The sequence below is a fragment of the Clostridium sp. Marseille-Q7071 genome (assembly GCF_965112025.1).
Window position 1 is genome coordinate 4,644,133 of record NZ_CBCOPR010000001.1, and the last position, 26,559, is coordinate 4,670,691.

The 26,559-nt window shown below is 29.7% G+C and carries 22 protein-coding genes, 1 pseudogene and 1 riboswitch; of the genes and pseudogenes, 8 read left to right on the plus strand and 15 right to left on the minus strand.

Annotated features, from left to right (window positions below; translation table 11 throughout):
* Positions 1-160: 160 nt before the first annotated feature.
* Positions 161-3,097 (minus strand): insulinase family protein, encoded by a 2,937-nt coding sequence (locus tag ACWPW7_RS22060; RefSeq protein ID WP_454055318.1) that lies wholly within the window; start codon positions 3,095-3,097, stop codon positions 161-163.
* A gap of 705 nt (positions 3,098-3,802) precedes the next feature.
* On the opposite strand from ACWPW7_RS22060, the gene ACWPW7_RS22065 reads away from it, so the two are divergent.
* The 3 genes from ACWPW7_RS22065 to ACWPW7_RS22075 all read left to right on the plus strand — a co-directional run bounded on the left by ACWPW7_RS22065 (position 3,803) and on the right by ACWPW7_RS22075 (position 5,906).
* The gene (locus tag ACWPW7_RS22065) at positions 3,803-4,555 is read left to right on the plus strand and encodes a VTC domain-containing protein (RefSeq protein WP_454055319.1); all 753 of its coding nucleotides are present in this window, start codon (positions 3,803-3,805) and stop codon (positions 4,553-4,555) included.
* A complete protein-coding gene (locus tag ACWPW7_RS22070; RefSeq protein WP_454055320.1) occupies positions 4,549-5,238 on the plus strand; it encodes a DUF4956 domain-containing protein in 690 nt (229 codons plus the stop codon). The genes ACWPW7_RS22065 and ACWPW7_RS22070 overlap by 7 nt, the downstream gene beginning before the upstream one ends.
* A gap of 215 nt (positions 5,239-5,453) precedes the next feature.
* Positions 5,454-5,906, plus strand: coding sequence for a GNAT family N-acetyltransferase (locus tag ACWPW7_RS22075; RefSeq protein ID WP_454055321.1), 453 nt, complete (start codon positions 5,454-5,456; stop codon positions 5,904-5,906).
* Between the two features lie 226 nt (positions 5,907-6,132).
* Here the strand turns inward: ACWPW7_RS22075 and ACWPW7_RS22080 are convergent, their stop codons facing one another.
* Positions 6,133-8,169, minus strand: a complete 2,037-nt coding sequence (locus ACWPW7_RS22080; RefSeq protein WP_454055322.1) for a carbohydrate-binding domain-containing protein — start codon at positions 8,167-8,169, stop codon at positions 6,133-6,135.
* Positions 8,170-8,588: 419 nt separating this feature from the next.
* Here ACWPW7_RS22080 and ACWPW7_RS22085 point away from each other — a divergent pair, with 419 nt between their 5' ends.
* The 3 genes from ACWPW7_RS22085 to ACWPW7_RS22095 all read left to right on the plus strand — a co-directional run bounded on the left by ACWPW7_RS22085 (position 8,589) and on the right by ACWPW7_RS22095 (position 11,291).
* Positions 8,589-8,939: an ArsR/SmtB family transcription factor gene (locus ACWPW7_RS22085; protein WP_454055323.1), complete on the plus strand. Its 351-nt coding sequence runs from the start codon at positions 8,589-8,591 to the stop codon at positions 8,937-8,939.
* A gap of 432 nt (positions 8,940-9,371) precedes the next feature.
* Complete coding sequence (locus tag ACWPW7_RS22090) at positions 9,372-10,319, plus strand: MBL fold metallo-hydrolase (RefSeq protein WP_454055324.1); 948 nt, start codon at positions 9,372-9,374, stop codon at positions 10,317-10,319.
* Positions 10,320-10,439: 120 nt separating this feature from the next.
* Positions 10,440-11,291: a (Fe-S)-binding protein gene (locus ACWPW7_RS22095; protein ID WP_454055325.1), complete on the plus strand. Its 852-nt coding sequence runs from the start codon at positions 10,440-10,442 to the stop codon at positions 11,289-11,291.
* A gap of 210 nt (positions 11,292-11,501) precedes the next feature.
* On the opposite strand, the gene ACWPW7_RS22100 is transcribed toward ACWPW7_RS22095, so the two are convergent.
* The 3 genes from ACWPW7_RS22100 to ACWPW7_RS22110 all read right to left on the minus strand — a co-directional run bounded on the left by ACWPW7_RS22100 (position 11,502) and on the right by ACWPW7_RS22110 (position 12,244).
* Entirely contained in the window at positions 11,502-11,816 is a 315-nt protein-coding gene (locus ACWPW7_RS22100; protein ID WP_454055326.1) for a hypothetical protein, read from the minus strand.
* A gap of 86 nt (positions 11,817-11,902) precedes the next feature.
* Positions 11,903-12,094 (minus strand): terminase small subunit, encoded by a 192-nt coding sequence (locus ACWPW7_RS22105; protein WP_454055557.1) that lies wholly within the window; start codon positions 12,092-12,094, stop codon positions 11,903-11,905.
* Positions 12,095-12,109: 15 nt separating this feature from the next.
* The gene (locus ACWPW7_RS22110; protein WP_454055327.1) at positions 12,110-12,244 is read right to left on the minus strand and encodes a hypothetical protein; all 135 of its coding nucleotides are present in this window, start codon (positions 12,242-12,244) and stop codon (positions 12,110-12,112) included.
* Between ACWPW7_RS22110 and ACWPW7_RS22115 the strand changes: the two are divergent.
* A pseudogene (locus ACWPW7_RS22115) lies at positions 12,245-12,562 on the plus strand (transposase); the annotation flags it as partial.
* A 197-nt stretch (positions 12,563-12,759) separates the two neighbouring features.
* Here the strand turns inward: ACWPW7_RS22115 and ACWPW7_RS22120 are convergent.
* From ACWPW7_RS22120 to ACWPW7_RS22135, 4 genes are all read right to left on the minus strand, one after another.
* On the minus strand, positions 12,760-13,092 hold the full coding sequence (locus tag ACWPW7_RS22120; RefSeq protein ID WP_454055328.1) for an NUDIX hydrolase: 333 nt from the start codon (positions 13,090-13,092) through the stop codon (positions 12,760-12,762).
* A 514-nt stretch (positions 13,093-13,606) separates the two neighbouring features.
* Positions 13,607-14,173, minus strand: a complete 567-nt coding sequence (locus ACWPW7_RS22125) for a phosphoribosyltransferase family protein (RefSeq protein ID WP_454055329.1) — start codon at positions 14,171-14,173, stop codon at positions 13,607-13,609.
* A gap of 13 nt (positions 14,174-14,186) precedes the next feature.
* A complete protein-coding gene (locus ACWPW7_RS22130; RefSeq protein WP_454055330.1) occupies positions 14,187-15,239 on the minus strand; it encodes an NCS2 family permease in 1,053 nt (350 codons plus the stop codon).
* A 36-nt stretch (positions 15,240-15,275) separates the two neighbouring features.
* Positions 15,276-15,377, minus strand: a riboswitch (purine riboswitch).
* 251 nt (positions 15,378-15,628) lie between these two features.
* Positions 15,629-16,153: a dihydrofolate reductase family protein gene (locus ACWPW7_RS22135; protein ID WP_454055331.1), complete on the minus strand. Its 525-nt coding sequence runs from the start codon at positions 16,151-16,153 to the stop codon at positions 15,629-15,631.
* A gap of 147 nt (positions 16,154-16,300) precedes the next feature.
* Between ACWPW7_RS22135 and ACWPW7_RS22140 the strand changes: the two genes are divergently transcribed.
* Complete coding sequence (locus ACWPW7_RS22140; RefSeq protein ID WP_454055332.1) at positions 16,301-17,254, plus strand: helix-turn-helix transcriptional regulator; 954 nt, start codon at positions 16,301-16,303, stop codon at positions 17,252-17,254.
* Positions 17,255-17,658: 404 nt separating this feature from the next.
* On the opposite strand, the gene ACWPW7_RS22145 is transcribed toward ACWPW7_RS22140, so the two are convergent.
* The 6 genes from ACWPW7_RS22145 to ACWPW7_RS22170 form a co-directional block, all read right to left on the minus strand.
* The gene (locus ACWPW7_RS22145) at positions 17,659-18,561 is read right to left on the minus strand and encodes a GNAT family N-acetyltransferase (protein WP_454055333.1); all 903 of its coding nucleotides are present in this window, start codon (positions 18,559-18,561) and stop codon (positions 17,659-17,661) included.
* Positions 18,562-19,381: 820 nt separating this feature from the next.
* Complete coding sequence (locus ACWPW7_RS22150) at positions 19,382-23,647, minus strand: SdrD B-like domain-containing protein (protein WP_454055334.1); 4,266 nt, start codon at positions 23,645-23,647, stop codon at positions 19,382-19,384.
* Between the two features lie 315 nt (positions 23,648-23,962).
* Positions 23,963-24,235 (minus strand): CD3324 family protein, encoded by a 273-nt coding sequence (locus ACWPW7_RS22155; protein WP_291565506.1) that lies wholly within the window; start codon positions 24,233-24,235, stop codon positions 23,963-23,965.
* A 153-nt stretch (positions 24,236-24,388) separates the two neighbouring features.
* On the minus strand, positions 24,389-24,766 hold the full coding sequence (locus ACWPW7_RS22160; RefSeq protein WP_291565504.1) for a cytidine deaminase family protein: 378 nt from the start codon (positions 24,764-24,766) through the stop codon (positions 24,389-24,391).
* 171 nt (positions 24,767-24,937) lie between these two features.
* A complete protein-coding gene (locus tag ACWPW7_RS22165; protein ID WP_454055335.1) occupies positions 24,938-25,576 on the minus strand; it encodes a Vat family streptogramin A O-acetyltransferase in 639 nt (212 codons plus the stop codon).
* 164 nt (positions 25,577-25,740) lie between these two features.
* A complete protein-coding gene (locus ACWPW7_RS22170; RefSeq protein ID WP_454055336.1) occupies positions 25,741-26,475 on the minus strand; it encodes an MBL fold metallo-hydrolase in 735 nt (244 codons plus the stop codon).
* Positions 26,476-26,559: the final 84 nt, after the last annotated feature.

A 26,559-nucleotide genomic window follows, 5' to 3' on the forward strand; every position in this document is an offset into this window, starting at 1 on the left:
AAAATGGATTGTTACACAACTAGCCTAATTGATTAATTATGTAACAACCCTTTTATATTTAATTATTAATGATTTTGTAGAATTTTTTTATCTTAAACAATTACTTATTTTTTTAGAATTTGATATTAGATTTAGGTATTAATTCTAATTAACCCAAATCCTATAACAACTTACTTATCTTATTGAAAATAGCTTCATTTTCTTTAATTTTTCCTTCATTACCTACTACACAGCAGTAATGTTCATCCATTCCAGATTTAATCATTTTTACATATGATTTTATATCTTCAATAGTTGTGTTTAAAATTTCATCTCTTTCTCTTTGAACATCTTCATAGGTTATATTACAAATATAATCTCCAACTGCTTTTTCACCTTTTTTATCAGGAGTCAATGGTCTATATACTCTACCTACTGTTCCAATTATGAAATTCTCCATATCTTTCTTTGGAAAATCTACGTTTTCCAAGAACTTGTAAGTTTCATTATATACATCTATTGTTCTTGTAAGGTTTGGATCACGATAGGAGAAAAATGCTAAATTGCCATCATTACTCATATCAATGTAACAGCCATAAGCTCCACCTTGAAGACGAACTCTAGGATATAAATATTCACTCTCTAATATATTTTGAAGAACTTTCATCTTTCCTGAATACTTATAATCAAGCTTTGCAAAGTTGAATCCCTTAACTACATATTGTACATTGCTAGCAGTTATTAATCCTTCCACATCTTTTGCTTGTTTGTATTCCAATTTAGGAACTTCACATATAGAGTCTTTAATGTTATCTAAAATTATATTTATATTTGAAAGTAAATTTTCACTTTCAGCTTCTTCTCCAACTATTGAAACAATTAAATTATTTTTATTAAATATAGTTTCATATACCTTTATAAGGTTACTTTTAATTTCATCACTATTATCTTCAAAGTTCTTTTCTAAATTGCATATAAACTCATAATATGAAGCATCATTAATCCTATTTTTATATTCTTGAGCATAGGAGAATTTAGAAAATGCTTTATTCATTGCAATTTCGTGACCCGAATTTATAATCCTCATTTGAAGTTTTGATTTTATCTCTTGAATAACTTGTTTAATTCTATTCATATCATCAAATTTAGTAGTAGTTGTTATTTCATTGATTAACTCTAATAACTTAGGAATATTATCTGAAATTGCCTTTGACTTAATAGTAAATTTAGGATGATATACCCTGTCATTATTCTTCTCAGTATAAATCTCATTTTTAAAGGTTATTCCACCTGTATTTTTATAAACTTCCGTAATAAGCTGAGAGTAGGTTTTTCTTTCTGTATCAACTTCTCCTAAAATATCTCCCAAAAGCCCTAAATAAGGAATATATTTTTCTTCAATAATTTTTCCATCAAATAATAAATTTATATATGCTATTTTATTTGTATTGATATGATGTTTAAGTATAGTTATTCCCTGTTCTTTTATAACTTCCTGAGGAATTTCTTCTGCTTTTTTATCTATCTCTTCCATAGGTAGTTTAGGAATGGTGTTCTTTTCTTCTTCGGTATCAACTTTAACTTGAGCTTCTTGTAATTTTTTATTTCTATCTATAAGCTTTTGTAAATCTTCTTCCGATAGAGAAATTCTATACTTTTCTAGCTTTTCTTCTAAAGCTTTATTTTTTTCATTTTCTAATCCCTTTTTAGGATTTAAAACCACTAATGAACAATGAGAATTTTCCACCATATTCTTTTCGATGAAATTCTCAAAATATCTATCTTTTATAGCTTCTTTTATGTCATTAAGATTCTTTTCATATTTTAAATGAGCAAGTGGATTTCCGTCATATATCCAGCTATTTAGTACCTTTTCATTATATTGAATTCCCTTATTAGCAATTCTCCATGGATCAGCTTCACGAAGATTAAATTCAACTGTATTTATAGCTGCTTGCAACTGATTTTCATCAATACCATTTTTCACAAGCTCTTTAAGAGTACTTAAAACAATCTCTTTAAATTTATCTTTCATGCTGCTATCAGCATTTTTAACAACTATCGGAAATAACATCTGCTTTGTTGGATCCATATTCATTTCATCAATGGTAATTATACATTCACCTATTCCTGCTTTAAGTAGTGCTTCTTTAATAGGAGATGCAGAAGATTCAATGAGCATATTATAAAGTATTTCATTAGTTAAATATGCCTTAGCATCACTTGTTTCCTCAAAGGCAAAACTTAGAGCTAAGAAAGCTTTATTTTTTTCCTCTTCATCTTCACTGATAGAATACTGTGATGTCTTTTCTACCATAGATTTAAAAGCTTCTACATTTTCTATATAAGAAGGTATTTCTATTCTATCGAACTCCTGAAGATACTCATCATTTATAAATTTTAAGCATTGTTCCAAGTTTTGATCTCCGTGCAAGAAAATATAGCTATTAGATGGATGATAAAATTTACTGTGAAACTTTTCAAAATCCTCTTGAGTAAGGTTAGGTATTTCTTCTGGGTCTCCACCTGAAACAAAAGCATAAGTAGTATTTGGAAATAGTGAACTATATATGTCACTACAAATCACTTCCTCTGGAGAAGACAGTGCCCCTTGCATTTCACTATATACTACACCTTTGTAAGATAACTTATTTGTTTTTGGATCAACTTCATATCTCCAACCTTCTTGACGTAATATTTCATGGTTTTCATATATTCTAGGATATAAAGCTGCATCTAAATACACATCCATTAAATTCATAAAATCCTTATGATTTCTACTTGAAACAGGATAAATAGTCTTATCTGTATAAGTCATAGCATCTAAAAAAGTCTTTAAGGAGCTCTTAAGCATGTCACTAAAAGGGTCCTTAGTTTTAAACTTTCTTGAGCCACAAAGTACAGAATGCTCTAAAATATGTGCTACTCCTGTACTATCCGTAGGAGTTGTCCTAAATCCAATAGAAAATAATTTATTATCATCTTCATTTTCTAAATGTAAAAGTCTTGCCCCACTTTTAATATGTTCAAACACTCTAGCTACTGATTGAATTTCATCAATCTTTTCCTGTTCTAATAACTTAAAACCATGATGCATTTCATTAATTTTAAATTGCATATCAATCGTCCCCCCAATTTATATATTAAGACACATTCAAGGAAATAATGAATGAGTATGAATCGTCTATTTTGTCTTATCTCTGTCACCAAAACCTATTGATATAACCACTCAGCGGTACTTGTCGACCTGTCCGAGACAAAATATATACTCATTTTCAATCCATTATTTTCTTTTATTTGCCTAAAATAAAAAAGTCATAGATATTTCTTAGCTAAAAACCAAGTTATCCACGACCTTCTACTTCTATAATATAGAATATAAAAAGTCATAGAGTATAGAGAACTCCATGACTTAAAACATCAAAATAACATTTTTAAAAATTATCATCAAGGCCGTTCCAAACATTATTAAATTTGAATTTACTTAAACTTCTTAAGTTTTTCATTTATAAACGACCTCCTTTTTAATTATTTTTTACAAAGTCATTTTATCATTATTTTACATATATGTAAATACAATTTAGAATTTATCTACTTTTTATCTAATTTTTTAATTTTAAAATAGAAGGATAAATTCTCCTCTAAAATATTAATATCTTTTATCCATTGTCTGTTGACCTATTTATAATTAATAGTTCTCATATAGTTTCGAATTCATTTAAAGTTTTTTTAATTATATATAAAGTTTAAGATTTTTTTAAGCTTATTTTTTTATAATTTGATTATACAAAGAAATAAAATTATAAAAACAGGAGGGAAACATATGGCTATTAAAGCATTTAAGCGTTTTGAAAAAAAGTTCATATTAAATCAAAAACAATATGATGAGTTACTTTTAAAACTAGATAAGTATATGATTCAAGATGAGTATTGTAAATCTGGAAAAGTTTATGATATTTATAATATATATTACGATACGAAAAACAATGATGTAATTAGACACTCTATATCTAATCCTTATTACAAAGAAAAGTTAAGATTAAGAACTTACAGTAATCCTACTAATTTAGACAGCAAAGTCTTTCTTGAACTAAAGAAGAAAATAAATGGGATAGTAAACAAAAGAAGAATTGTTCTTACATTAAAAGAAGCTTATAATTTTTTAGAATTTGGTGAAAGGCCTATTTCAAATGATTATGTAAATAAACAAGTCCTAGATGAAATAGAATATTATCTAAACAAAAATACAGTTTATCCATCAGTTTATATTGGATATACAAGAAATGCTTTATTTGGAAAAGAAGATAGGGATTTTAGAATAACCTTTGACTCTAAAATTACTACAAGACGTGATTTTCTATCTCTAGAGTATGGATGTTTTGGAGCAGATATTTTAGGTAAAAATCGTTATTTAATGGAGGTTAAATTTTTAGGTGCCATACCATTATGGTTTACTAAGATTCTTTCAGAGTTAAGAATATATAACACACACTTTTCAAAATATGGCAATGAATATATGAATTATTGCCTAGAAAATAAAAATAAAAGTATCGAAAGGGGAGCAAAAATATGCTAGATACATTAATTTCATCGACTACTGGAGAATCTTTTACTCTCATCAATACATTAATTATTATTGCATCTTCAATTATACTTGGATTAGCAATTAGTATTACTTATATGAAAACTAATAAAAAAAGTGGATATAATTCTGGCTTTACAACTACATTAATTATGCTGCCAGTTATAATATCAATTATAATACTTCTTGTTGGTAATAACGTAGCTAGAGCCTTTAGCTTAGCTGGTGCATTCTCAATAATTCGTTTCAGAAGTGCTCCTGGAGACCCAAAAGATATCTCATATGTATTCTTTACTTTAGCAGTTGGACTCACTTGTGGTATGGGCTATATAGGTTATGGTGTAATATTTACAACTATCTTATGTGCTTTAATGATTATACTTTCTGTAACAAATTTTGTAGCACCTAAGGGTAGTGCTATGCAACTTAAAATTACAGTTCCAGAAGATTTAAATTATGAACGTGTTTTTGAAGAAGTATTAGATAAGTATACTACTTCTTATGATATTCAAAAAGTAAAAACTAGAGATTTTGGAGCATTGTTTGAGTTAAATTATATGATTTATTTAAAGCCAAATGTGAATCAAAAGAAGTTTTTAGATGAGCTAAGATGTAGAAATGGAAATTTAAATATAACTCTTACTTTTAGTGGCTTTGAAGAAAAAATATATGGATAAAAAAATCCCTTAGATATATTCCTATTGAATACATCTAAGGGATTTTTTTATTTTAAAACTTAATTTTATTTCAAGTTTTAAAGGATAAAAATAAGAGTTATGGAAGCAATTTATGTATAGTTTATGTTAAGTATTTACAATTATCTATTTATATAATAATATAATTAAATAAATGAACAATTGGAATTTATGAGGAAAATAAAGGAGGAATACAGATGTTTGAGTTCAAAGACTTTGATTACTTAACCGATGGTGAGATTGATTTAAAGATTGAAGAAAAAGCACCATTCAATGAGGAAAAAGGCTATGTACCTGCATATAAATATAGAATTACTCTACATGATTCAGATGATAGTATAGGTGCTATTGATATCCGAATCGGGTACAATGAAAATCTATATTACGGGGGTCATATTGGCTATATGGTTGAAGAACCTTATAGAGGAAATAATTATGCTTCAAAGGCTTGTAAAATTATCAAAGACGTAGCTATTGCACATGGAATGAATAAACTTATAATAACTTGTAATCCAGACAATTTCCCTTCTCGAAAAACTTGTGAAAAAACAGGTCTTAAACTTAAAGAAATAGTAGATTTGCCACCACATAATGAGATGTATCAAGAGGGGGAACGTCAAAAGTGCATATATGAATGGATTTTAGAATAGTGACTACTTTGCTTTATTCATAAAATGACAACTAAGGGAACTCTTTTACGAGTTCCTTAAAAATGTTATTTATCAACACTATTCTTTAACATCGCCAAACTTAAAATATACTATAGAAAATATTTTTTTATAAAAACAGCTTAACTACTTAGAAAAGACTGTGCAAGATTTGTGAATTTCACACTATCTTATCACAGTCTTAAATCATATAAGATAAATTTATACATTAGATTTCACTATTTTTCTCAGTGTCCACAGAAGGTACTAATCTATCATCTTTTTCTCCTCTACTATCTTTTCCATCTGCTGGCATTTCCATATTTTCATCAGGCCTTCCCCTGTTTTCTCCTTGAGTAGGTCTGTACATTTTTTCATCTGGAGTTCCCATCTTTCCACGTCCTCCCATGCCGCCTTGAGTTGCTCCTTCTTGGGTAATATTAGTTATAACACTTGAAACTGTACCTTCACCTATTTTATTTCCACCTGAATATTTTCCATCAGTATATAATCCATCAGTTGAATTTCCACTTGAGCTTCCTCCAACATAAACTAAGTACTTTTCATTAGTCTTTATATTTGGAGAACATACTACAACTGATTGATATGTTTTTGATGGTGCAAAAGTAATAATATTTTCCTCACTTTCTGATTGAATGTTAACTATAGTATTAGCTTCTTGTGAAGTTAGATTTATATTTATAGTATTTTGAGTTGAAGAATTGCTTGGTGTTTCTGCCATTCCAGAACTTCCCGCCGCAATTAAAGTACCTCCACTTACCTCACATGTATTATCAAAATCTAAAGCTCCATTTCCATTATCCGTTGGACCATTTACTATTACAGTTCCATTAGTCATATAAATTGAACCATTGGCATCTATACCATCACCACTTGCATCTACAAAAATATAACCTCCATTAATATTTATTTTAGCATTTCCAGAAGACTCAAATTGATTTTGCCCTGGACGGCCGTTGATTGAAGATCCATCATTTCCTCCTGCTGCATTTATTCCATCATCACTTGCAGTAACATAAATTTCTCCACCATTAAGAGTTATTACTTCACTTTCAATCCCTTCATATGATTTTTCAATATTTATCTTTCCATCATTTATTGTTAAATTGGAATTTGAATGTATTCCATCATCCCCAGATGATAGATTTATAGTTCCATTGTTGATTGTTAAATTATTGTTTGAATGAATTGAATCATCTGATGAATCTATTTTTATATTTCCACCTTCTATAGTTATATTGCTTGATGCTTTTATACCCTTTGCACTAGTAGACTCTTCTTCAATGTTTTCATTAGTATTGGCATTATTCATATTAGGATCTCCATTACCACTCATTCCCTTATCTTTCATGCCCCAATTTCCCCAATCACTGTTTTTGGAAGTACTACTATTTTCACTACCACCGCCTGAAGATATTGTAATGTCTCCATCTTCAATTAGCAGTTCAGTCTCTGCTTGAATGCCATCTTCAACTGCAGTTATATTAAGTGTACCTTTTTCAATATATATATATCCTTTACTTGCATCAGTATCATTATCAGATTTTATTCCATCTCCGCCTGCATTAATTGTTATATTTCCATCAGAAATATTAATGCAATCTTTTCCTTTTATACCGTTATTTTTAGAATTCACAACTACATTCCCACTTTGAACTTTTAGATCATCTTTACTAACAATACCGTTATTATAATTAGCATTAACAGTAAGTTTACCTTCTCCTATAATATATAAATCATCTTTACTAAATATTGCTGCATTAGGTTCATTTGTAGTTGCATCTTCTAAAACATAATTTTCCCCATCTGTTATAATATTTTCAGTATCTTTTTCTAAAGCAATTATACATCTTTTAGCATTTATAATATAAATAGGTGCACTATCAGAACAAGTAATATCTATTCCATTTAAAATTATATACACTTTTTCTTCATCACCTACATTAACAATTAGTTGTCCATCATCTAACTTACCACTTACACTATAAGTTCCACCCTGTGTAATTGTAACCTTATTATTTTCTACATTTACACCATTTCCATCAACACTTATATCACTCCCCAATTTTATAAATGTATCTGGTTCTCCTACGCTTTCACTTTCTAAAGCTTTCATATTTACTTTGGACGTCTCTGTAACTTTCGTAGTATTTTCAGAATTTGTATTAGCTTTATTTTCAGAACAAGCTGTAACACTAAGGCTTAGTGACATAGCTATCAATATTGATATAAATTTTTTATTCATTGTTTTCCTCCTCTAAAATTTAATTTATCTCAATTAAAATAACCCTCTTTATTTCTTAAAAACATACTATCATTTATATCTTAAATTAAACTTAAGTCATTACTAATTATTATTTAGTTAAATCATAGCCTTATAGATAGTCTTTCTATATTAGTAAAATACCTATAGTTATTTAGTACAAAGTAAATATTTTATTCAAAATTAAGTTAATTTTTTACTCTTTTATAAGTTTTATTAATATTTTTTAAACCTTCAGCTACATTAAAATTTTTATTTTTATGTAATTTCCACTAACAATAAACTAATGAAGATTAAAAGAATACATAAGTCAATTGTCAGTTTAAAACATTGGTTAAACTTGACAAATATAGTATGATTATAATATTATGATTGTACGTTTATAGTTAAGAGGTGTATTAATGAAAGATCATCTAAAAGACATGGCCAATATCCTTAAATCCCTTGGCGATGAGAAAAGATTAAAAATAATAAAAATGCTTGCTTCAAATGCTGATGAAACCTTTTGCGTTTCTGATGTGGCACAACAACTTGATATATCTCAACCTGCTGCATCTCAACACATAAAAATTTTAAAGAATATTGGAATTCTCGAGGAGAATCGAAGGGGTTTTAGAGTTTTCTATACAATTAATTCTGATACATTGATTAAATACAGAAAGGATGTAAATGAACTGTTTAAGAAAGCATTTGAGAGATGCCAATATGACTTCTCTTGTGACAAATGTCCTTATAATAACAAGTGTCAATAGGAGTAATGTACTATCTTGTCTATAAGTATTTGCTTATAGACTTATAGATAGACAAAGGAGCTATTCATAAACTAACTCAAAACTCCTACAATCAATATTACTATTATTAGAGATGCTCCCATGATTTTACTTGCGACATTTATTATTATAATAACAAGTATTAATAGAAGGGATTGTTATCCTAACTATAAGTATTTGCTTATAGTCTTATAGACAGATAAAGGATATTTTCATAAGCTAACTTGAATTTTCTACAATCAATATTAGCATTAGTAGATATTTCTTTGTAAGGATAATTTATTATTGTTTTTTGTGATAGCAGCTTTTATGACAAATCGTTGCCTTAATTAATTATAGCGTGCAGAAATATTTTTAATTTTCATGGCTTTTTGAGCCTAAAGTATTTACACAAATCAAGGAGGGTAAAGATACATGATAAAAGATACTCAATTATTAGAAGTTGATGAAGTAAAAATAACAATAATCATGGACAATACAGTAGACGTATTTATGACAGGTAATGAAATTGTACACAGGTTTGATTTAAGTTCTGATTTTCCACCTATCGCAGAGCATGGTTTTTCAGCAATGATTCAGGTTAAATCCGGAAATAAGCAAGGAACTGTATTATTAGATTTAGGTATTAGCTCTAGCGGTATCTTACACAACATTGATTCCTTAGGAATTAATGCAACAGATATACAAGCAATTATACTCAGTCATGGTCACTCTGATCATACTATGGGGTTACCTGGTCTAATTGAGAAGTTAGGAACACATAAAGTTCCTCTTATTTCTCATCCAGATGCTTTTTTAGACAGAAAGATTATAATGCCAGGTGGAGATGAAATAAATATTTCTCCCCCAAAGTTAACTGCTTTTCAACAGGAAAAAATTACTTTTATTAAAAAAAGCGTTCCAACACTTCTTGTTGATGACATGATTCTTGTTTCTGGCGAAATTCCTCGAACTACAGATTTCGAAAAAGGATTTCCTTTACATTATACAAAGCGTAATGATCAATGGGAAAACGATCCGGTAATAAAGGATGATCAGTGCGTTATTGTAAATGTTCGTGGACAAGGATTAGTTATAATTACAGGTTGCTGTCATTCTGGAGTTATCAATACCATACGCTACGCTCAAACTCTGACTAATAGCCAGAAAATTTATGCTGTATTGGGTGGTTTTCATCTAACAGGTGGGATATTTGAAAAAATTATTCCTACTACAATTGCTGAATTACAGAAAATTAATCCAACTTATTTGATGCCTGGTCACTGCACTGGTTGGTCTGCCATCCACCAAATTGCCCAATCAATGCCTAAAGCATTTATACCAAACAATGTTGGTACTACATTAGTTTTTCAAGGGAAATAAATATAAAAACCTTATCCAAAAACAAAGTTCTAAATAAGATAAATTTTGTTTTTACCATCAATGTGATTAATAAATTTTAATATTTGCTTATTTAAGCATAAAATTAATGGAGGTATTATAGTGGAAGATTTAATAAAAAATGAAATTATAAAATATGTAACTAAATGTAAAGATAACTGGTTTGAAGAAATTAATGACCATTATTACGATGAACCAATTGTAAAATTCGCATCTGCAGATGATCCATTGTTTGAGGAGTATAAAACCATAATAGGTAGTGATCATTTAACTCCATCTGAAGCTTTTGAAATGACATTTGGGAAAAATAGCTATCATGGAGGAACAGTTATAAGTGTTGTATTACCTATAAATGAAAAGATTCGAAAAAGTAACGGAGTACAGAAGGAATTGCCATCAAAAGAATGGGCTCTGCTTCATAGCTTTGGAGAGGACGTATTCAAAAAGAATTTTTATAATTTTTTTGAAGATTTTTTAAATCAAATGGGATATAAAACTGTAGCACCTTATGGTGCTGAATGGTTTAAAGCTTTTAACACTACTTCTGGTCCAAGCTCCAATTGGTCAGAACGTCACATAGCTTATGTAGCTGGTCTTGGGACTTTTGGATTAAACGATGCATTTATTACTGAGAAAGGAATTGCGGTAAGGTTAGCTTCATTTGTAACTGAATTAAAACTTAATCCAGATGTCAGGATATCTAAAAGCTATACAGAAAATTGTTTATTTTACAATAAAGGTATTTGTAGAGCTTGCATTAAAAGATGTCCTTTTAATGCGATATCTGAGAAGGGACATGACAAATTAAAATGTTATAAATCTTGTTATGGAGAAGAATCAAGAAAATTAGCAGAATCCTATGGAGGAAATCCAAATGCAGGAGCAGGCTGTGGTTTATGTCAAACTAAAGTACCTTGTGAATACAGAAATCCAACTAAATCAATTAATAGCTAAATAAAGATTATTATTAAAAAGAATAATTTAATTATATCATTGTTTTTCTTTGAAACATTAACTACAATAATTAACGTGAGTTCCTTTTTGCTTGCACTTATAATAAAACATTTCGATGGGATTTTTTATTTTAAATTTTTTCCATCGAACTCACGTTAATTTATGTCTATAGGTGACTCTTAGTTAATATAAGATTAACATAATTTTTTTCTATATCGGATATATACACTTATGAGGTCTTCCCGGAGCCGGTACCATACCACAATAAATGCAAATCTCAGCATTTACTTCATCATTCTCTTTATATGCACTCCAACTACAAACATGATTTTGTCCTGGATATATTCTATCTCCGCATCTAGGGCAAACTGGTGCTAATCTATGAATATGATTCTCGCCTTTTCTCACTGTTTCTTGGCAAATTGGACTGGATGTAGCTGCCTTAACCTCTACACTTGGGATTATTGATGTACCAATAATAGTTATTCCTGCTATACAAGTAATCAGTAATTTTTTTAAATTCATTTTAGATCCTCCTTAAAAATAATTTTGAAGATAAGTTGGCCAACTTTTAATAACTTCTTTCTTATTGATTTTAAGATTGAAGTTTCTCAATATAATTTATGATCCTCCAAGTAAATATATTCCTTTTTATCTAATTCTATTTCTTTTCTCCCAAAAGTTATATAATCGGTCATGTCTGCAAATGCTATGTCCATAAACTTCTGAAATATATCCTTTGATTCTAATATTGCTTTATTTAATTTATTAGTTTTAAGCTTTTTAATTTCATTTTGTATTATAGTTTTCTATAGTACCTAACACCCTATTTCTGATGCTCTATTTTTAGAATATCCAACTTTAATAGCTGCTTTAGGGTAATAAACACAAAGAAGCTTTTGACTTTCAGCAAGCTCAGAGTTATTTAAAATCTTCTTAACTTTCTGCTGCATTATCCTAGGGATATTCAATTGATAACTAAGTTAAGGAAAAATATAAAAAATAAACTAATGTTTATTGAAAATAAAGTTCTACTTAGGGAAAGAGCTATTATTGAAATTATAAATAATCATTTAAAGAATATATGTCAAATAGAACATAGTCGACATAGAAGTTTTACTAATTTCATAGTAAATATAATTTCTAAACTAGTTGCATATAGCTTTCTTCCTAAGAAGCCATCTTTAAACTTAGATAACTACATCACTATAACTTATTTGGAAATTAATAGAGGTACTTTTTTGTGCTTTTTTATAACCATATTTATCTAATGCCGATTTTATTTTTCGAACTCACGTTAATTACTATAAAAAACATATCTAGATAAAAAATCCACGGCAATACAATTATAGTATTGCTGCGGATTTTTCCTTAAGCTATGTTTCAATTTATTGTTAATATTTAAACATTTTTTAAGGGAAGTCTAATAACTTCTCTTAAGGAACGTATCAATTTTAAATATATAATCTTACTTATATAACAATAGTTGTAGCATTTTTTTATCAACTTCATCAAAATATCCGATGTCGCTTTCTAAATCCCAAAGCATAATTTCGTTTATTTCATCATTTTCTTTGAATTCTGTAAGTCTATCAACCTCTGCAAAATATGCTGTTCTATATCTTATCTGATTTTTATTTTTATCATATATCTTAAATACACCTCTATATTTAAGATTGGTTGCATATTGATTTGTTTCCTCAAATAATTCTCTAATTGCACATTCTTTGTATGTTTCGTCTTTCTCCATTTTTCCAACAGGAAACTCCCATTGATTTCTCCATTTGTTATATATAATCAAATATTTACCACTGCATTTTATAAATGCAAATGAACCTGTAATAAGTTTAAAAACATCACTTTCTATTAAATCACTTTCAGGAATCAGTCTATATTCCTGAAATCTATTTATTTTTGTATAAGCATAGGCTATTCAAAATATAATAAAAGAGATATTTCAATATTGGTTATTATTGAAATATCTCTTTTATATAAATATACCAATTCTAGAATTAATATAAATGTAAAAATAATTGATATTTTTTAGTATCATAGCTGAAACTATTGAATTCGCAATTTACAGTTCTCAATTGTGGATATTTCTTAGCAGAAGCTGAGAAATTTAAAATTATTTATTTTTGAAGTGATGCAGTCACTTTTATTGAAAAATCTATTTAAAGAAATTAATTTGTAAGAATTAATTTCCACCACAATTGTCAATTCTCAATTGATTATATTCCCCAGAGGTGGAGACTAACAATACATTGCTAGTAAAAATTAGTTTAAGAAATTAATTTTAAAGTAGTTTATCTATACTATATCTCTATAAAATTTTCATTTTCATCAACTTTAAATAGCGGAAGTCTTTTTATAAATATAATATCATCTCTATTTGAAGCATCTCCTTCAGCTAGAATTGCAGCTTTTGCTTTGACGATACCACCAGCTTTTTCAACTAACTTTTCAACAACCCTTAATGACTCTCCAGTGGAAATGACATCATCTATAATAGCAACATTTTTTCCTTTTACCTTTTCTGCATCAATTTTATCTAGACATAAAAATTGTTTCTTTTGAGTAGTAATTGAATTCACTTCCTCAGTTATTGGCGAATCCATATAAGCTTTAATGCTTTTTCTCGCTACAATAAATTCTTTCATGCCTAAAAGCTTTGAAATTTCATATGCTAAAGGTATTCCTTTTGCCTCAGCAGTGACAATTACATCTATATCCTTCAATCTATCTGATATTGCAGGTGCAACTGTTTGTACTAATTCAGTGTCACCCAGTATTACAAAACTTGCAATAGCTAAGTCATCTTTAATTTTCATTAAAGGTAATTCTCTCTTCAATGAAAGTAATTCTAAATTATATGTATTCATATGAATTTCCCCCCTAAAATAATCCTACAGCAAATCTAGTTATAATTCCTGCAAGCATTCCAAAGAATGGATCACTTATTGCTGTTACCCCCATAGTAACACCACCAACTAAACTATCTGCTCCTGCTAAGGCAGCAGCTGCATTGCCTGGTACTGTTACTAAAATACCTAGTACGAATAAGAAACCACTAATTGATTGAGAAGGTACATATTTACCTATCTTTGGAAGCAGCCCTAAAAATAATATGGCAGCCATAATTAACATCATGATTATACCAGCTGCTAATGGATGCGGAGCACTTCCTGTTGCTGAAATTATAGATTCAACTGGTGCACCACCATATAATGCAGAACCCATATCAGCTAAGCTGCTGATAACGGAAAGATGATCAATGTTTACATTTGCATTAGCCATATCTCCAGTAATTTGTCCAAAAGCTATATTAGATCCAATATTTAAGCACACCATTCCAAGTGCTCCTCTTAATATTTTACTATTAAAGCTAAGTTTACGTCTTTCTATTTTTTCCTTAGGTATTTCAACATTTCTCATATCCTTATTAATGATATTTCCAACAATACTTGAAATAACCACTGAAATAGTAATAGTTAGAACTAAATCATTTGTACCAAAGTATATTGCTACTGCAGTGGCAATTGATACAATACTTACAACTTTTTCACTTTTTAGCATATCCATAGATACCTTTGCAAGCATTATTCCAACACCTGCCATCATGCCTGTTGTAATTGTTGGGCCTATAAAATTTACAATTTTACTCAAAAACCCGAATATTCCTATACAAGTCATTATAACTGCACCAAAGAATATCATTGAAAGTCTTTCTTCCATATCCTTTCCAGCAGTTCCTGCATATGTTATGGTTTCCGCTTGGAAAGAAATAGGTGCAACTGAGCCTGTTAGTAAATTTCCAGCTGCTCCTACTAAAAATGCAAATGCTGTTGGAATTGAAGCAAAACCAAATGTTAATGCTAACAACCCTTGTGGTAAGCCATTTAGAACAACACCTATGATTGCTAGAAAGTCAGTAAGAAAGTCTGACATAGTTGTTTTCCCCCTTTAAATTATCCACTTATCCTCTAGTAATAAATAAATCCTCATAGCCAGAACCTTTGCGGAGTTCTGGTAGAGACATCTGGACCATATCACCAGAAATATACGAAGACATCAACTTTTTTTCATCTTTATAATAACACTAAATTCGAACATTTTCAACATATTATTTAAAAATGTACGTATTTTTTATAAAGTATTAAAATAATGTTAGCTAATAATTTATTAAAAATAAAAATACTTAAAAAAACCTCCACATTTCTGTGGAGGTTTTTAGTGGAATTAAAGCATAACTTATAATTCACTAATTATTACTTATTAATTCTATAATTAAAAAATCTATATTCATTGATTCCTTTGTGAATTTTTTAATAGTATATTTATCTCTTTGAATATCTTAATACTGCAATCCCCTTATCCATACTATACTGCTCTAAATGTAAATCTATCTTAGGATTATTCCCAAGGAATAGTGGTCTGCCTTTTCCTAATATCGTAGGAATTATTCCAATTACATACTCATCAATAATATCTGCTTTAATGAAATTATCTACGAGACCCCCACCACCAAATAAGAATATATTTTTACCCTCTTTTTCTCTTTCTTCTTCTATTACTTTGCATATATCACCATTTATAAAATGTATATTGTCATGATCTTGCAATTCTTGTGATGTTGCTACATATACTTTTTTATTGTTAAAATCATTATGGAAGTTTTGGTCATAGCAGTTTTTCCCCATAACTACAACATCTACCCCATTTAAAAACTCATCATAATCCCACTTCTTTTCAGTGTCTAATTTATCATCACCATCTCCAACTATCCAATCAAATCCACCATCTTCTGATGCTATATATCCGTCAATGCTTACTGCTAAATTTAGTATTATCTTTCTACTCATATCTTTTCCCTCACTTTCTTATACTTTTAAATATATTAATTATTTGTCAGTAGAATTTTTTATATTCAGAATTTCTACTTGATATCAAATACATTGTAACTTATAATAGTTGACACCTTATGTCATATTGAAAAGGAGATATTTAATATGAAAGCAGATAGATTAATTTCTATATTAATGTTGTTACAAATACATAAAAAGTTAACAGCTAATGAATTAGCTCAAAGATTAGAAGTCTCTGTTAGAACTATTTATAGAGATATTGACTCTTTAAGTAGCCTTGGAATACCTATATTTAGTGATAGAGGAACAAACGGAGGAATAAAACTTTTAGGAGATTATAAAACTTCTTTAAATGGAATAAATGATGATGAAATTTATTCTCTATTTCTTCCAACTGGCGATAAAATTTTAGAAGACTTGGGAATTCAAAAACTTAAAGACTCTACAATACTTAAGCTCTTAGGCAATTCCTCTCCTTATCAAATCAAAGAAATTGAAAATATTCAAAACTATATTTACATAGATATGCATACTTGGAGTGAAAATCCCACTAATGTAAATAAAGACATTCTTTCTGTATTACAAAATGCTATTTGGAACCATAAAATATTAAAAATAGTATATAGAAAAATAAATGAAACAAAAGAAGTACTCTTAAATCCATTAGGATTAGTATGTAAAAGAGGTATTTGGTATTTAATTGGAATTAACGCTGAAGTTATCAAAACCTATAAAGTAATCTCTATAGAAAGTGCCCTTTTGATAGATGAGCATTTTGACAGACCAAGTGATTTCAGCCTAGAAACTCATTGGAAATCATCTACAAGTAATTTTAAATCTTTAATTCCTAAATATACTTTTACTTTTAAGGTTAATCCTTCTATTATAAATCATATAAAAGAAAGAAAATTTATAACTATAAGTAATGAAGTTATAAAAGATAATGAAATTTATTTAGATATAAATTTTGATGATATTTGGCAAGGTATTGAATTTGCTTTTACATATGGTAAAGATATAAAAATAATTAAACCTATTGAAGCTATTAATGAAATTAAAATAAAAGCTTCTGAAGTAATTAAACTATATGGTAATTAAAATTAAACATATATAAATAAGGAACCACCACAACACATTTCTGTATTATGGTGGTTTCATGATTCAAGTGTTAGGTTATTATAGGGATACAATGTGAACACTTAATATATACTCTGGAAAATAAATTTTCTATAAAAGCAGTTTTATCCCTTAAAAATTAAGGATTAATAATTAAGAATGAAGAATTTAGGATGAAATTCACCCTTAGTAAATTTCTTAAAATAAATTTTATTCTCAAAAAACTTCAAAGGTCTTAACCGTGAAGTTTTAACCATAATTCTTCATCTTTCATTCTTAATTTTTCATTCATAGAAAAGAATTTTTGTTATGGAAATTAAAATCATGCATAAGTTAAATTTTCATTAAGAAACCCTATAGAAGCCCCTCACTTCTTCTATTTATCATTATGCATGAGACAATACAGGGAACATTAAGTCTTCTGTTTTAAATGGATTATCTTTTCCTATTTTAATAAAAAGAGTAGTATCTTCTTCATTTACTAAAGTTTTTTCATATGAGGAAATATCCTTTGGAGTAAATCCCAAAACTACTTTTTTCGTTTTCTCATTCATCATTGCATTGATAATATTATCTAACTCTACTTCTTTTGTACTAAGCACTTCTTGTAAATATAAAATATCTTCATTAAACTCGCATATAACCACTGTATCATAGTCCTCAAGATAATAAATGTTATCCTTCATAAAATATGTGCAATAAAACATTATAAGAGATGTATTATTTTTCATAGAAGCCTTTGAGAAAGATATTGTATTACAAGCCATATTGTAAATAATTTCTCTATCACTATCATTATCTATACTCATCTTTCTTATCTTTTCTAACTTATCCTCTTTAGTTGTGTTTATTGAGTATTGATATTCATGACATATTTCAAATCCAAACTTTGGATAAAAATCAAGAACGCTGTCATTCGCAAAAAGATAAATGAGATCACATTTATCCTCCCATTCTTTTAATACTAACTCCATAAGTACTCTGGACAATCCTTGTCCTCTATAATCTTCATCTGTCATAACAGTTCCAATTTGTATATATCTCTTTTGCTCTTCTAAAATTAAAAAATCTATAATACTCACCGAAACGTTAGACACTACTTTGTCTCCATCTAATAAGGAATATGGTATATATTTGTCTCCCCAATATCCATCCTCGTACCATTGTTCAAAATTAAAACCATAAGTTTTTTCTGTTAAACTATTAAAACTATTTCTTAATTTGGCATCATCTTTGTAATTACACTTATAAATATATTTTTTTCCATCTATTAATAAAACTTCACTCATATTTTTATTTTCTCCTTAATTTTATAGATATACACATTCTATTCTATCTTATCTAAGTACTTTTTCCAAAACAACCTTACAAATTTTTATTAAACAAAAATAAGCCATAAGCTATATAAAGTTAGCTTATGACTCATTACCTACAATTGTTATCTGCTGTATAATAAGGATTAATAATTAAAAAACCCTGATCAAATATTTATTTTTAAAAATACAACCAACATGTACGCCTGACGTAACTCCTATACTCTAGGAATTCCATAAAATGATTACAGAAAATATTATAGTATTTATTTTTCATTACTTAATAGTGTAAATTACACTATTAAATAAAAAAGACTGTTTCTTAACTAATTTCTTAGCTTTGAAACAATCTTTCATTTAATTAATTATATAGATAAGTTTTATGGCAGAGTCCAAGATTTACCTTACCACCATACATTCATCCAATCTTAGTAAAAATCGCATTCATTTGTGATACAGTTCCCCTTACCGTAGGTAAAAAACTTACATCTCTACTACAATACTTTTCTAGTTCACTACTAAATATAATCTATATCTTTACTTGGAAACCTATTTGCTATATATGTATCACATTCTTTTTAAAGTTTTTCATAATATTATTATGTACAAAAGGAAGTTCGAACTCGAACCTCCTCTTTGTTTATCAGAAAGTATCAAAATAAATTTTGATACAGCCCCTTTATACTGTCCTATTTAAGAAGCAAAACTTTTCATCCTTGTTAAAAACACCTACAACTTTTGTTGATATCCTCATCTATTATTAAAAATATATGCTTAATCTTGTGTTTCCATTTTTTTACGAAAAACCATTTCTTATACAATTACAACTTTTGTTTTTTCCACACTTACTACATTTCCTAATTTTTCCGCATTGATTACATTTAAAACATTCATTACATTCAAGACATTTATCACATTCATCACACTCAAACCATTTATCACATTTGTCACATTTATGAGCATGCCTACAAACCTCTACACATGCAGATGATGTGTTGTTAAGCAGATTAGGATCTGGTGTTGTTGAAGTTACATTTGCTTTATTAACTATACATCCTTTAGCAGATAAACTTACTGTTCCTCTAATTAAAATGACTCTAGAAGTTCCAGCTGGTAATGTTCCTATACTAAGAGTTCCTGGCCATGGATCAAATGTTACCCCTCCATCTATTGAAAATTCTGGTTCTATAATACTAGGTGGAATATTATCAGTTAACACTACATTTTCTGCATTTGATGGTCCTGCATTTAATACTATAATTGTATAAGTTAGCACTCCTCCTGGCGCTACTGGATTGGGACTTGCTGTCTTTTCAACTGAGACATCTGCTTCTGCTTGAGGCGCTATCTCTATACATATAGATGATACATTATTAAGCGGATTAGAATCCGGTGTTGTTGAAGTTACAATTGCTGTATTATTTATACATCCTGTAGCTGTTGGACTTACTGTCCCCCTTATTAAAATAGTTCTAGAACTTCCAGCTGGTAAGGTTCCTATATTAAAGGAGCCTGTCCATGGATTAAACGTTACTCCTCCATCTATCGAAAATTCTGGTCCTGTAATGCTAGATGAAACATTATCAATTAAAAGAACATTTTCTGCTTCTGATGGTCCTGCATTCGATACTACAATTGTATAAGTTAGCACTTCTCCTGGCGCTACTGGATTTGGAATTGCTGTCTTTACAACTGAAACATCTGCTTCTCCTGGTACTGCAGCTACTTCTGTAATTACTGTAGATGTGTTGTTAGACGGATTAGGATCTGGTGTTGTCGAAGTTACATTTGCTGTATTAGTTATAGTTCCTGTAGCTGATTGTGATACTGTTCCTCTAATTAAAATAGTTCTTGATGCGCCCGCCGGTAATGTTCCTAAACTAAGAGAACCTGTCCATGGATTAAATGTTACTCCTCCATTTATTGAAAATTCTGCTCCTGTAATACTAGATGGAATGCTATCAGTTAACACTACATTTTCTGCATTTGATGGTCCTGCATTTGATACTATAATTGTATAAGTTAGCACTCCTCCTGGCGCTACTGGATTTGGACTTGCTGTCTTTTCAACTGAAACATCTGCTTCTGCTTGAGGCACTATCTCTATACATATAGATGATACATTGTTAAGTGGATTAGGATCCGGTGTTGTTGAAGTTACAATTGCTGTATTATTTATACATCCTGTAGCTGATGAATTTACTCTTCCCCTTATTAAAATAGTTCTAGAACTTCCAGCTGGTAAGGTTCCTATATTAAAGGAGCCTGTCCATGGATTAAATGTTACTCCTCCATCTACTGAAAATTCCGGTCCTATAATGCTAGATGAAACATTATCATTTAAAACAACATTTTCTGCAGCATTTGGTCCTGCGTTGGATACTACAAGTGTATAGGTTAGCACTCCTCCTGGCATTACTGGATTTGGAATTGCTGTCTTTACAACTGAAACATCTGCTTCTCCTACAGCCGGGATAACTTCCACATCTACTGTAGATGTGTTATTGCCTGGATTAGGATCTGGTGTTGATGAAGTTACAGTTGCAGTATTGGCTATAACTCCTGTAGCTGATGGTGACACTGTTCCTCTTATTAAAATAGTTCTTGTTTGACCAGCTGGTAATGTTCCTATATTAAGACTTCCTGGCCATGAACTAAAGGTTCCTCCTCCATTTGTTGAGAATTCTGGTCCTATAATACTTGATGGAATACTATCAGTTAAAACAACATTTTGTGCATCTGATGGTCCTGCATTCGCTACTACAATTGTATAGGTTAGCACTTCTCCTGGTGCCACTGGATTTGGAATTGCTGTCTTTACAACTGAAACATCTGCTTCTACAGGAGCAATAACTTCCACATCTACCGTAGATGTGTTATTGCTTGGATTAGGATCTGGTGTTGTTGAACTTACCTCTGCAGTATTACTTATAATTCCTGTAGCTGATGGTGACACTGTTCCTCTTATTAAAATATTTATTGTTTCACCAGCTGGTAATGTTCCTATATCAAGACTTCCTGGCCATGGATTAAAGGTTGATCCTCCATCTGTTGAGAATTCTGCTCCTGTTATTTCAGGTGGAATAGCATCCGTTAAAACAACATTTTGGGCATCTGCTGGTCCAAAATTTGATACTGTAATCGGATAAACTACCGTCCCTCCTGCAGGTACCGGATTCAGCCCTACTGATTTAAAAACTCCAACATCTGCTTCTTGAGTAGATTCGTTAACTTCTATAACTGATGTTGATGTGTTATTACTTGGATTAGGATCTGGTGTTGTTGATGTTACCTCTGCAGTATTAGTTATGAAACCTGGAGCTACTGGAGCTACTGTTCCTCTTATTAAAATAGTTCTTGTTTCCTGATTTAATAGTGTTCCTATATTAAGACTCCCTGGCCATGGACTAAAGGTTGCCCCTCCATCTGCTGAGAATTCTGCTCCTGTTATTTCAGGTGGAATAGCATCCGTTAAAACAACATTTTGGGCATCTGATGGTCCAAGGTTTGATACATCAATTGTATAGGTCAAAATCTCTCCTGACATTACTGGGTTTGGACTTCCTGTTTTTATAACTGAAATATCTGCTACTACAGGAGCCCTAACTTCAAGTGGTACAGTATTAGAATCCACAGTAAAATTGTTTTCTATTCCCCCTTCTACAGGTGTATAAGAATAATTTATTGTTGCTGTATTAAGGGCTGGATTAGGAGTTGGAACAGCATTAACTACAGCATCAAAATTTATAGTAGCAGTAGAACCTCCTGGAATATCCGGTATAGTAAATCCAATATTAGGATCTGATGATTCTTCTGATACTCCATTAACTGTTACGCTGCCAGCCACAAATAATAATCCATTTGGTACGTTATCTTTAAAAAATACATTTGTTAAAGGACTAGTACAAGTATTTTCTAATGTTACTGTATAGGTTACTGTTTCCCCAACATTTGCAACAGGGGTACTAATAGTTTTTACAGGTATAAATAGAGGAACCTGAACTTCGTTTAATGATACATCATCTATAGCATAATCATTTCCAATAACCTCTGGCCCTTCACTTAAAAATTCTACCGTTAAGCTTGTGTTATTTTGTGAATTGATTACAGTACCTATTTGTTTCCATTCTGGAGCATTTGTATTAACTGGAATCTGAGCTCCCAATGTTGCACTATATAGTACATTACCGTTTTGATCAAGTATTCGTACACCAAGCTCAGGATTTGGATATCCTGTTACTTTAAATAGATTTAAAATCCAAGAACTAAATAAATAGTTTGTATTAGGCTGTACTGAAACTACATCTCTAAAAAAAATAGCCCCTGGATTAAAACCATTTACCACCATCATTCTTCCTGTTTCATTACCTGTAGTATGGTCTGCAATACGCCACCAAGCACCTATTTCATTACTCATTGCATTAGTCATAATGTTTTGTACTGTATATTCACCACCAATAGGTGTAAACTTAGTTGGATCCGGTAATACATAGGTAAAATCTGGGGTTACACCTGGGTAAGGTTCAACTGGAGCACCCGTATTAGCAGGGGTACCTGGAGGAAAAAAGCCAAATGTTCCATTATCAGCAACATTAATAAGATTTACATTTGAAACTGACACACATGGATCTAATATATTTTGTATAGGTGTATATATAACTGGACCATCAAGGAAATTTTCATTCGTTAAGTTTGCTCCTGTGACAGTTACTAAAAGTGTATCTGGAGTTAAAGAATCTAAATTAGTTGAACCCGGTGGAGGATTCGTTGCAAAGCTTATCGGAGGGTTTGTCCCTACTGGAACAGGTCCAACTACTGCGTTATTGAAATCTCCTGGGGTTGGAATGCCTCCAGATGTTCCAAAGGACTGTACAATTCTATAATCACCATTTGGTACATTTATAAATGAATAATTTCCATTAGCATCTGTAAGAACTACAAGTCTAGCATTTGTTGCTGTATTTTGTAATACTACAGGTACATTAGCTATACCTGAGTCTCCTGCATTAATTGTAGCACTTCTATCTCTATCAAATATAACGCGACCTGATACTGTCGCCATAATATCACCTCATTTTATCATCACAACTATATAATGATATTTTTTATGATATATACTATGCATTGATATGTTCTTTTGATTATGATTTTCGCTATTTTTCTACTTTTTTAGACTTTAGGGCTATAATCAATTAGTTTATTCCATATCTTATCTAAGCACTTTTTCCAAAACAACCTTACAAATTTTTATTAAACAAAAATGAGTCATAAACTATATATAAGCTAGCTTATGACTCATTAAGGCATCTTCAAAAAATAATATATCAATATGGTTAGCATATTTGGTCTAGTATTTTCTTTCAGATGCCTAAGTTAATTATTTTCTTTTTTCCTCTAAAATAATTCTTTCTATACTTTTTTCTGATAAGAAATACTTGCTAGCAAGAGATTCTTTGCAAATCCCCCTATTATATTCCTCATAAATAGCTGTATTTCTAATTGCAATTTCTTTTCTTATATTAGTTGTTTCTCCCCATTTCTTTCTATTGCCTTCTTTTTTAGGAATATATATGTACTTTCCATCCACATACTGCTGAATTAGGTCAATTATCTCTTGGGGAAATATATCTTGAGCGTTAATATAGCACATTATGTTCCTCCTAAATTTACTTTTCTTACTTAGGATTAAACAAAGGCTATTTTCTTGATTATGTTTTTAACACAATAGCCTTTGCTATGTGTTAATAATAAGTTTTCTCATAAATAATTATCTCCTTTTTTCCTTTTAAATTATAGGTTAATTCTATTCCCATCGAGATGGTAACAAATCATTAATAGTAAGTACCACATCTTTCTTTATCATTACTTCACATTTATAATTTTCATCATGGATTTGGCAAATAAATTCTCTACATCTTCCACAGGGTGGAATTATTGTTCCATCTTCATATACTGCAATTACTTTTGTTATTCTATTTTCTCCAGCAGTAATCATAGCTGCAATAGCAGCGTGTTCTGCACAAAATCCCATAGAACAAGGTGTATCTATACATACTCCAGTATAGACTTTTCCACTTTCACTCAAAATAGCTGCTGCAACAGAACCAGCATAAGAGTTTTTAGAAAGTTCTCTAGGATTTAATGTATTTTTTGCAATATCATATAATTCATCAAAATTCATAGTTATAACCCTTTCAAATAAATTTTTATATTTAAATTAATACACGCTATATTAGCTTATATGTTTTTTCATCAACATAGCATTCCTTTGTTTCAATAGTAAATATAAATAGTGAAATTATATTTACTATTTTAAATTTCTCGTAGTAAGGAACTATTCTCACTTTAAAAGTTATTTGATAGACTTAATTTTATCTAAATCTGAGCTGCAAAGCACTTCGAGATTTTTAAAAATCTTTTCTTCAGTCCAATCCCACCATTTTAATTTTAATAAATAATCAATCAACTTATCGTCAAATCTCTTTTTTATAATTTTACAAGGGTTACCTCCAGCAATATGATATGGAGGAATATCTTTTGTTACCACAGAATTAGCAGCAATAACTGATCCATCTCCAATATGCACACCAGGCATTACTGTAACATTCTGTCCAATCCATACATCATTACCAACCACAGTATCACCTTTTAGAGGTAAATCTTCAAGAGTAGGCGCTGCTTTTTCCCAACCTCCTTCCATGATATTAAAAGGATATGTGGTTATAGATTTCATTCTATGATTTGCACCATTCATAACAAATTCTATTCCCTTTGCTATTGCGCAAAACTTTCCTATAATAAGTTTGTCACCTATAAATTCATAATGATGAGTTACATGTTCTTCAAATTTTTCTGCTCCATTTATATCATCATAATAAGTGTAATCTCCAACTTGAATATTAGGATTCTTTATAACATTTTTTATATAACAAATACTCTTTATATTTTTATTAGGATAAATACTGTTTGGATTTGGGCCAAATCTATTCATATATCTTGCCTCCTTTATAATTAAATCTATTTTTTTACTATTACTTCTTTTTAATCATAAATATATATAACAAATGATCAAACTATATTATTTTCTCTTTAGTTATATATCACTTACATAAATTCCATCTTCTCTGTATTATTTACTTATCTCTTCTCCATCATTTAATCATTACCTGTGGAGATTTTCTTATATTGTAATTTTAAATATTCAATGATCTCTGTCTTTTTTATAGGTGATGAGTGCCCTAAGAAACAAGTATCAAATTCTAAGCTCTCTAGCATATTTATAAAGCTTTGTAATTTAACTGAATCATAATTGTAGTTATTATAAAAATCTATACTGTAAGCATCTCCTATAAATACTACTTTTTCTTCAGGTACATAAACTATAACAGAATCTTCTGAATGAGGTGCAATAACATTTTTTAAAATAACCACTAATCCTCCTAAATTTATTTCTAAATCATTCTTAAAAACTATATCAGCAAGTATAACTTTTATATCTTTAAGAATTTTATATTCTTTACGGATATTTGTATCCGCAAATTCAATATCTTCTCCAGTTAAAAGACGTTGCTTCATTGCTTCCTCTGTCCATTGCCATTTGGACATAACCTTTAATCTTTCATTAGTTATTTCGCATGCTATTGTTTTTGCCGTAACTGCATTCATTCCATAAGTATGATCCCAATGCCAATGAGTAATAGCTACATAATCTGGTAATCTTAAGTTTGATTCTTCTATAGAGTCATTAAATTTTTCAACATGATTTCTCGAATTTCCTGCGTCCACCATTAAAGAATACTTATCTCCTTTAATGTATCCAATTAACGGTCTATCCGCTTCTTTGTCATTTTCAAGAAAATAAATTCTTTCTGTAACTTTTGTTAATGCCATAAAGTATCCCACCTTTTTTTAATATAAAACTAAAAAATCCCCACAGATGAACAATATCATCCATGGGGATTTTATTTATAAAAA

Bases quoted from the DNA above. Each gene is read 5' to 3' on its own strand.
- ACWPW7_RS22110 (WP_454055327.1), bottom strand. From the start codon at position 12,244: ATGCAGCAGAAAGTTAAGAAGATTTTAAATAACTCTGAGCTTGCTGAA.
- ACWPW7_RS22140 (WP_454055332.1), top strand. From the start codon at position 16,301: ATGAAAGCAGATAGATTAATTTCTATATTAATGTTGTTACAAATACAT.
- ACWPW7_RS22060 (WP_454055318.1), bottom strand. From the start codon at position 3,097: ATGCAATTTAAAATTAATGAAATGCATCATGGTTTTAAGTTATTAGAA.
- ACWPW7_RS22075 (WP_454055321.1), top strand. From the start codon at position 5,454: ATGTTTGAGTTCAAAGACTTTGATTACTTAACCGATGGTGAGATTGAT.
- ACWPW7_RS22100 (WP_454055326.1), bottom strand. From the start codon at position 11,816: ATGAATTTAAAAAAATTACTGATTACTTGTATAGCAGGAATAACTATT.
- ACWPW7_RS22065 (WP_454055319.1), top strand. From the start codon at position 3,803: ATGGCTATTAAAGCATTTAAGCGTTTTGAAAAAAAGTTCATATTAAAT.
- ACWPW7_RS22165 (WP_454055335.1), bottom strand. From the start codon at position 25,576: ATGAATAGATTTGGCCCAAATCCAAACAGTATTTATCCTAATAAAAAT.
- ACWPW7_RS22070 (WP_454055320.1), top strand. From the start codon at position 4,549: ATGCTAGATACATTAATTTCATCGACTACTGGAGAATCTTTTACTCTC.
- ACWPW7_RS22170 (WP_454055336.1), bottom strand. From the start codon at position 26,475: ATGGCATTAACAAAAGTTACAGAAAGAATTTATTTTCTTGAAAATGAC.
- ACWPW7_RS22160 (WP_291565504.1), bottom strand. From the start codon at position 24,766: ATGAATTTTGATGAATTATATGATATTGCAAAAAATACATTAAATCCT.
- ACWPW7_RS22125 (WP_454055329.1), bottom strand. From the start codon at position 14,173: ATGAATACATATAATTTAGAATTACTTTCATTGAAGAGAGAATTACCT.
- ACWPW7_RS22135 (WP_454055331.1), bottom strand. From the start codon at position 16,153: ATGAGTAGAAAGATAATACTAAATTTAGCAGTAAGCATTGACGGATAT.
- ACWPW7_RS22130 (WP_454055330.1), bottom strand. From the start codon at position 15,239: ATGTCAGACTTTCTTACTGACTTTCTAGCAATCATAGGTGTTGTTCTA.
- ACWPW7_RS22090 (WP_454055324.1), top strand. From the start codon at position 9,372: ATGATAAAAGATACTCAATTATTAGAAGTTGATGAAGTAAAAATAACA.
- ACWPW7_RS22155 (WP_291565506.1), bottom strand. From the start codon at position 24,235: ATGTGCTATATTAACGCTCAAGATATATTTCCCCAAGAGATAATTGAC.
- ACWPW7_RS22150 (WP_454055334.1), bottom strand. From the start codon at position 23,647: ATGGCGACAGTATCAGGTCGCGTTATATTTGATAGAGATAGAAGTGCT.
- ACWPW7_RS22080 (WP_454055322.1), bottom strand. From the start codon at position 8,169: ATGAATAAAAAATTTATATCAATATTGATAGCTATGTCACTAAGCCTT.
- ACWPW7_RS22085 (WP_454055323.1), top strand. From the start codon at position 8,589: ATGAAAGATCATCTAAAAGACATGGCCAATATCCTTAAATCCCTTGGC.
- ACWPW7_RS22145 (WP_454055333.1), bottom strand. From the start codon at position 18,561: ATGAGTGAAGTTTTATTAATAGATGGAAAAAAATATATTTATAAGTGT.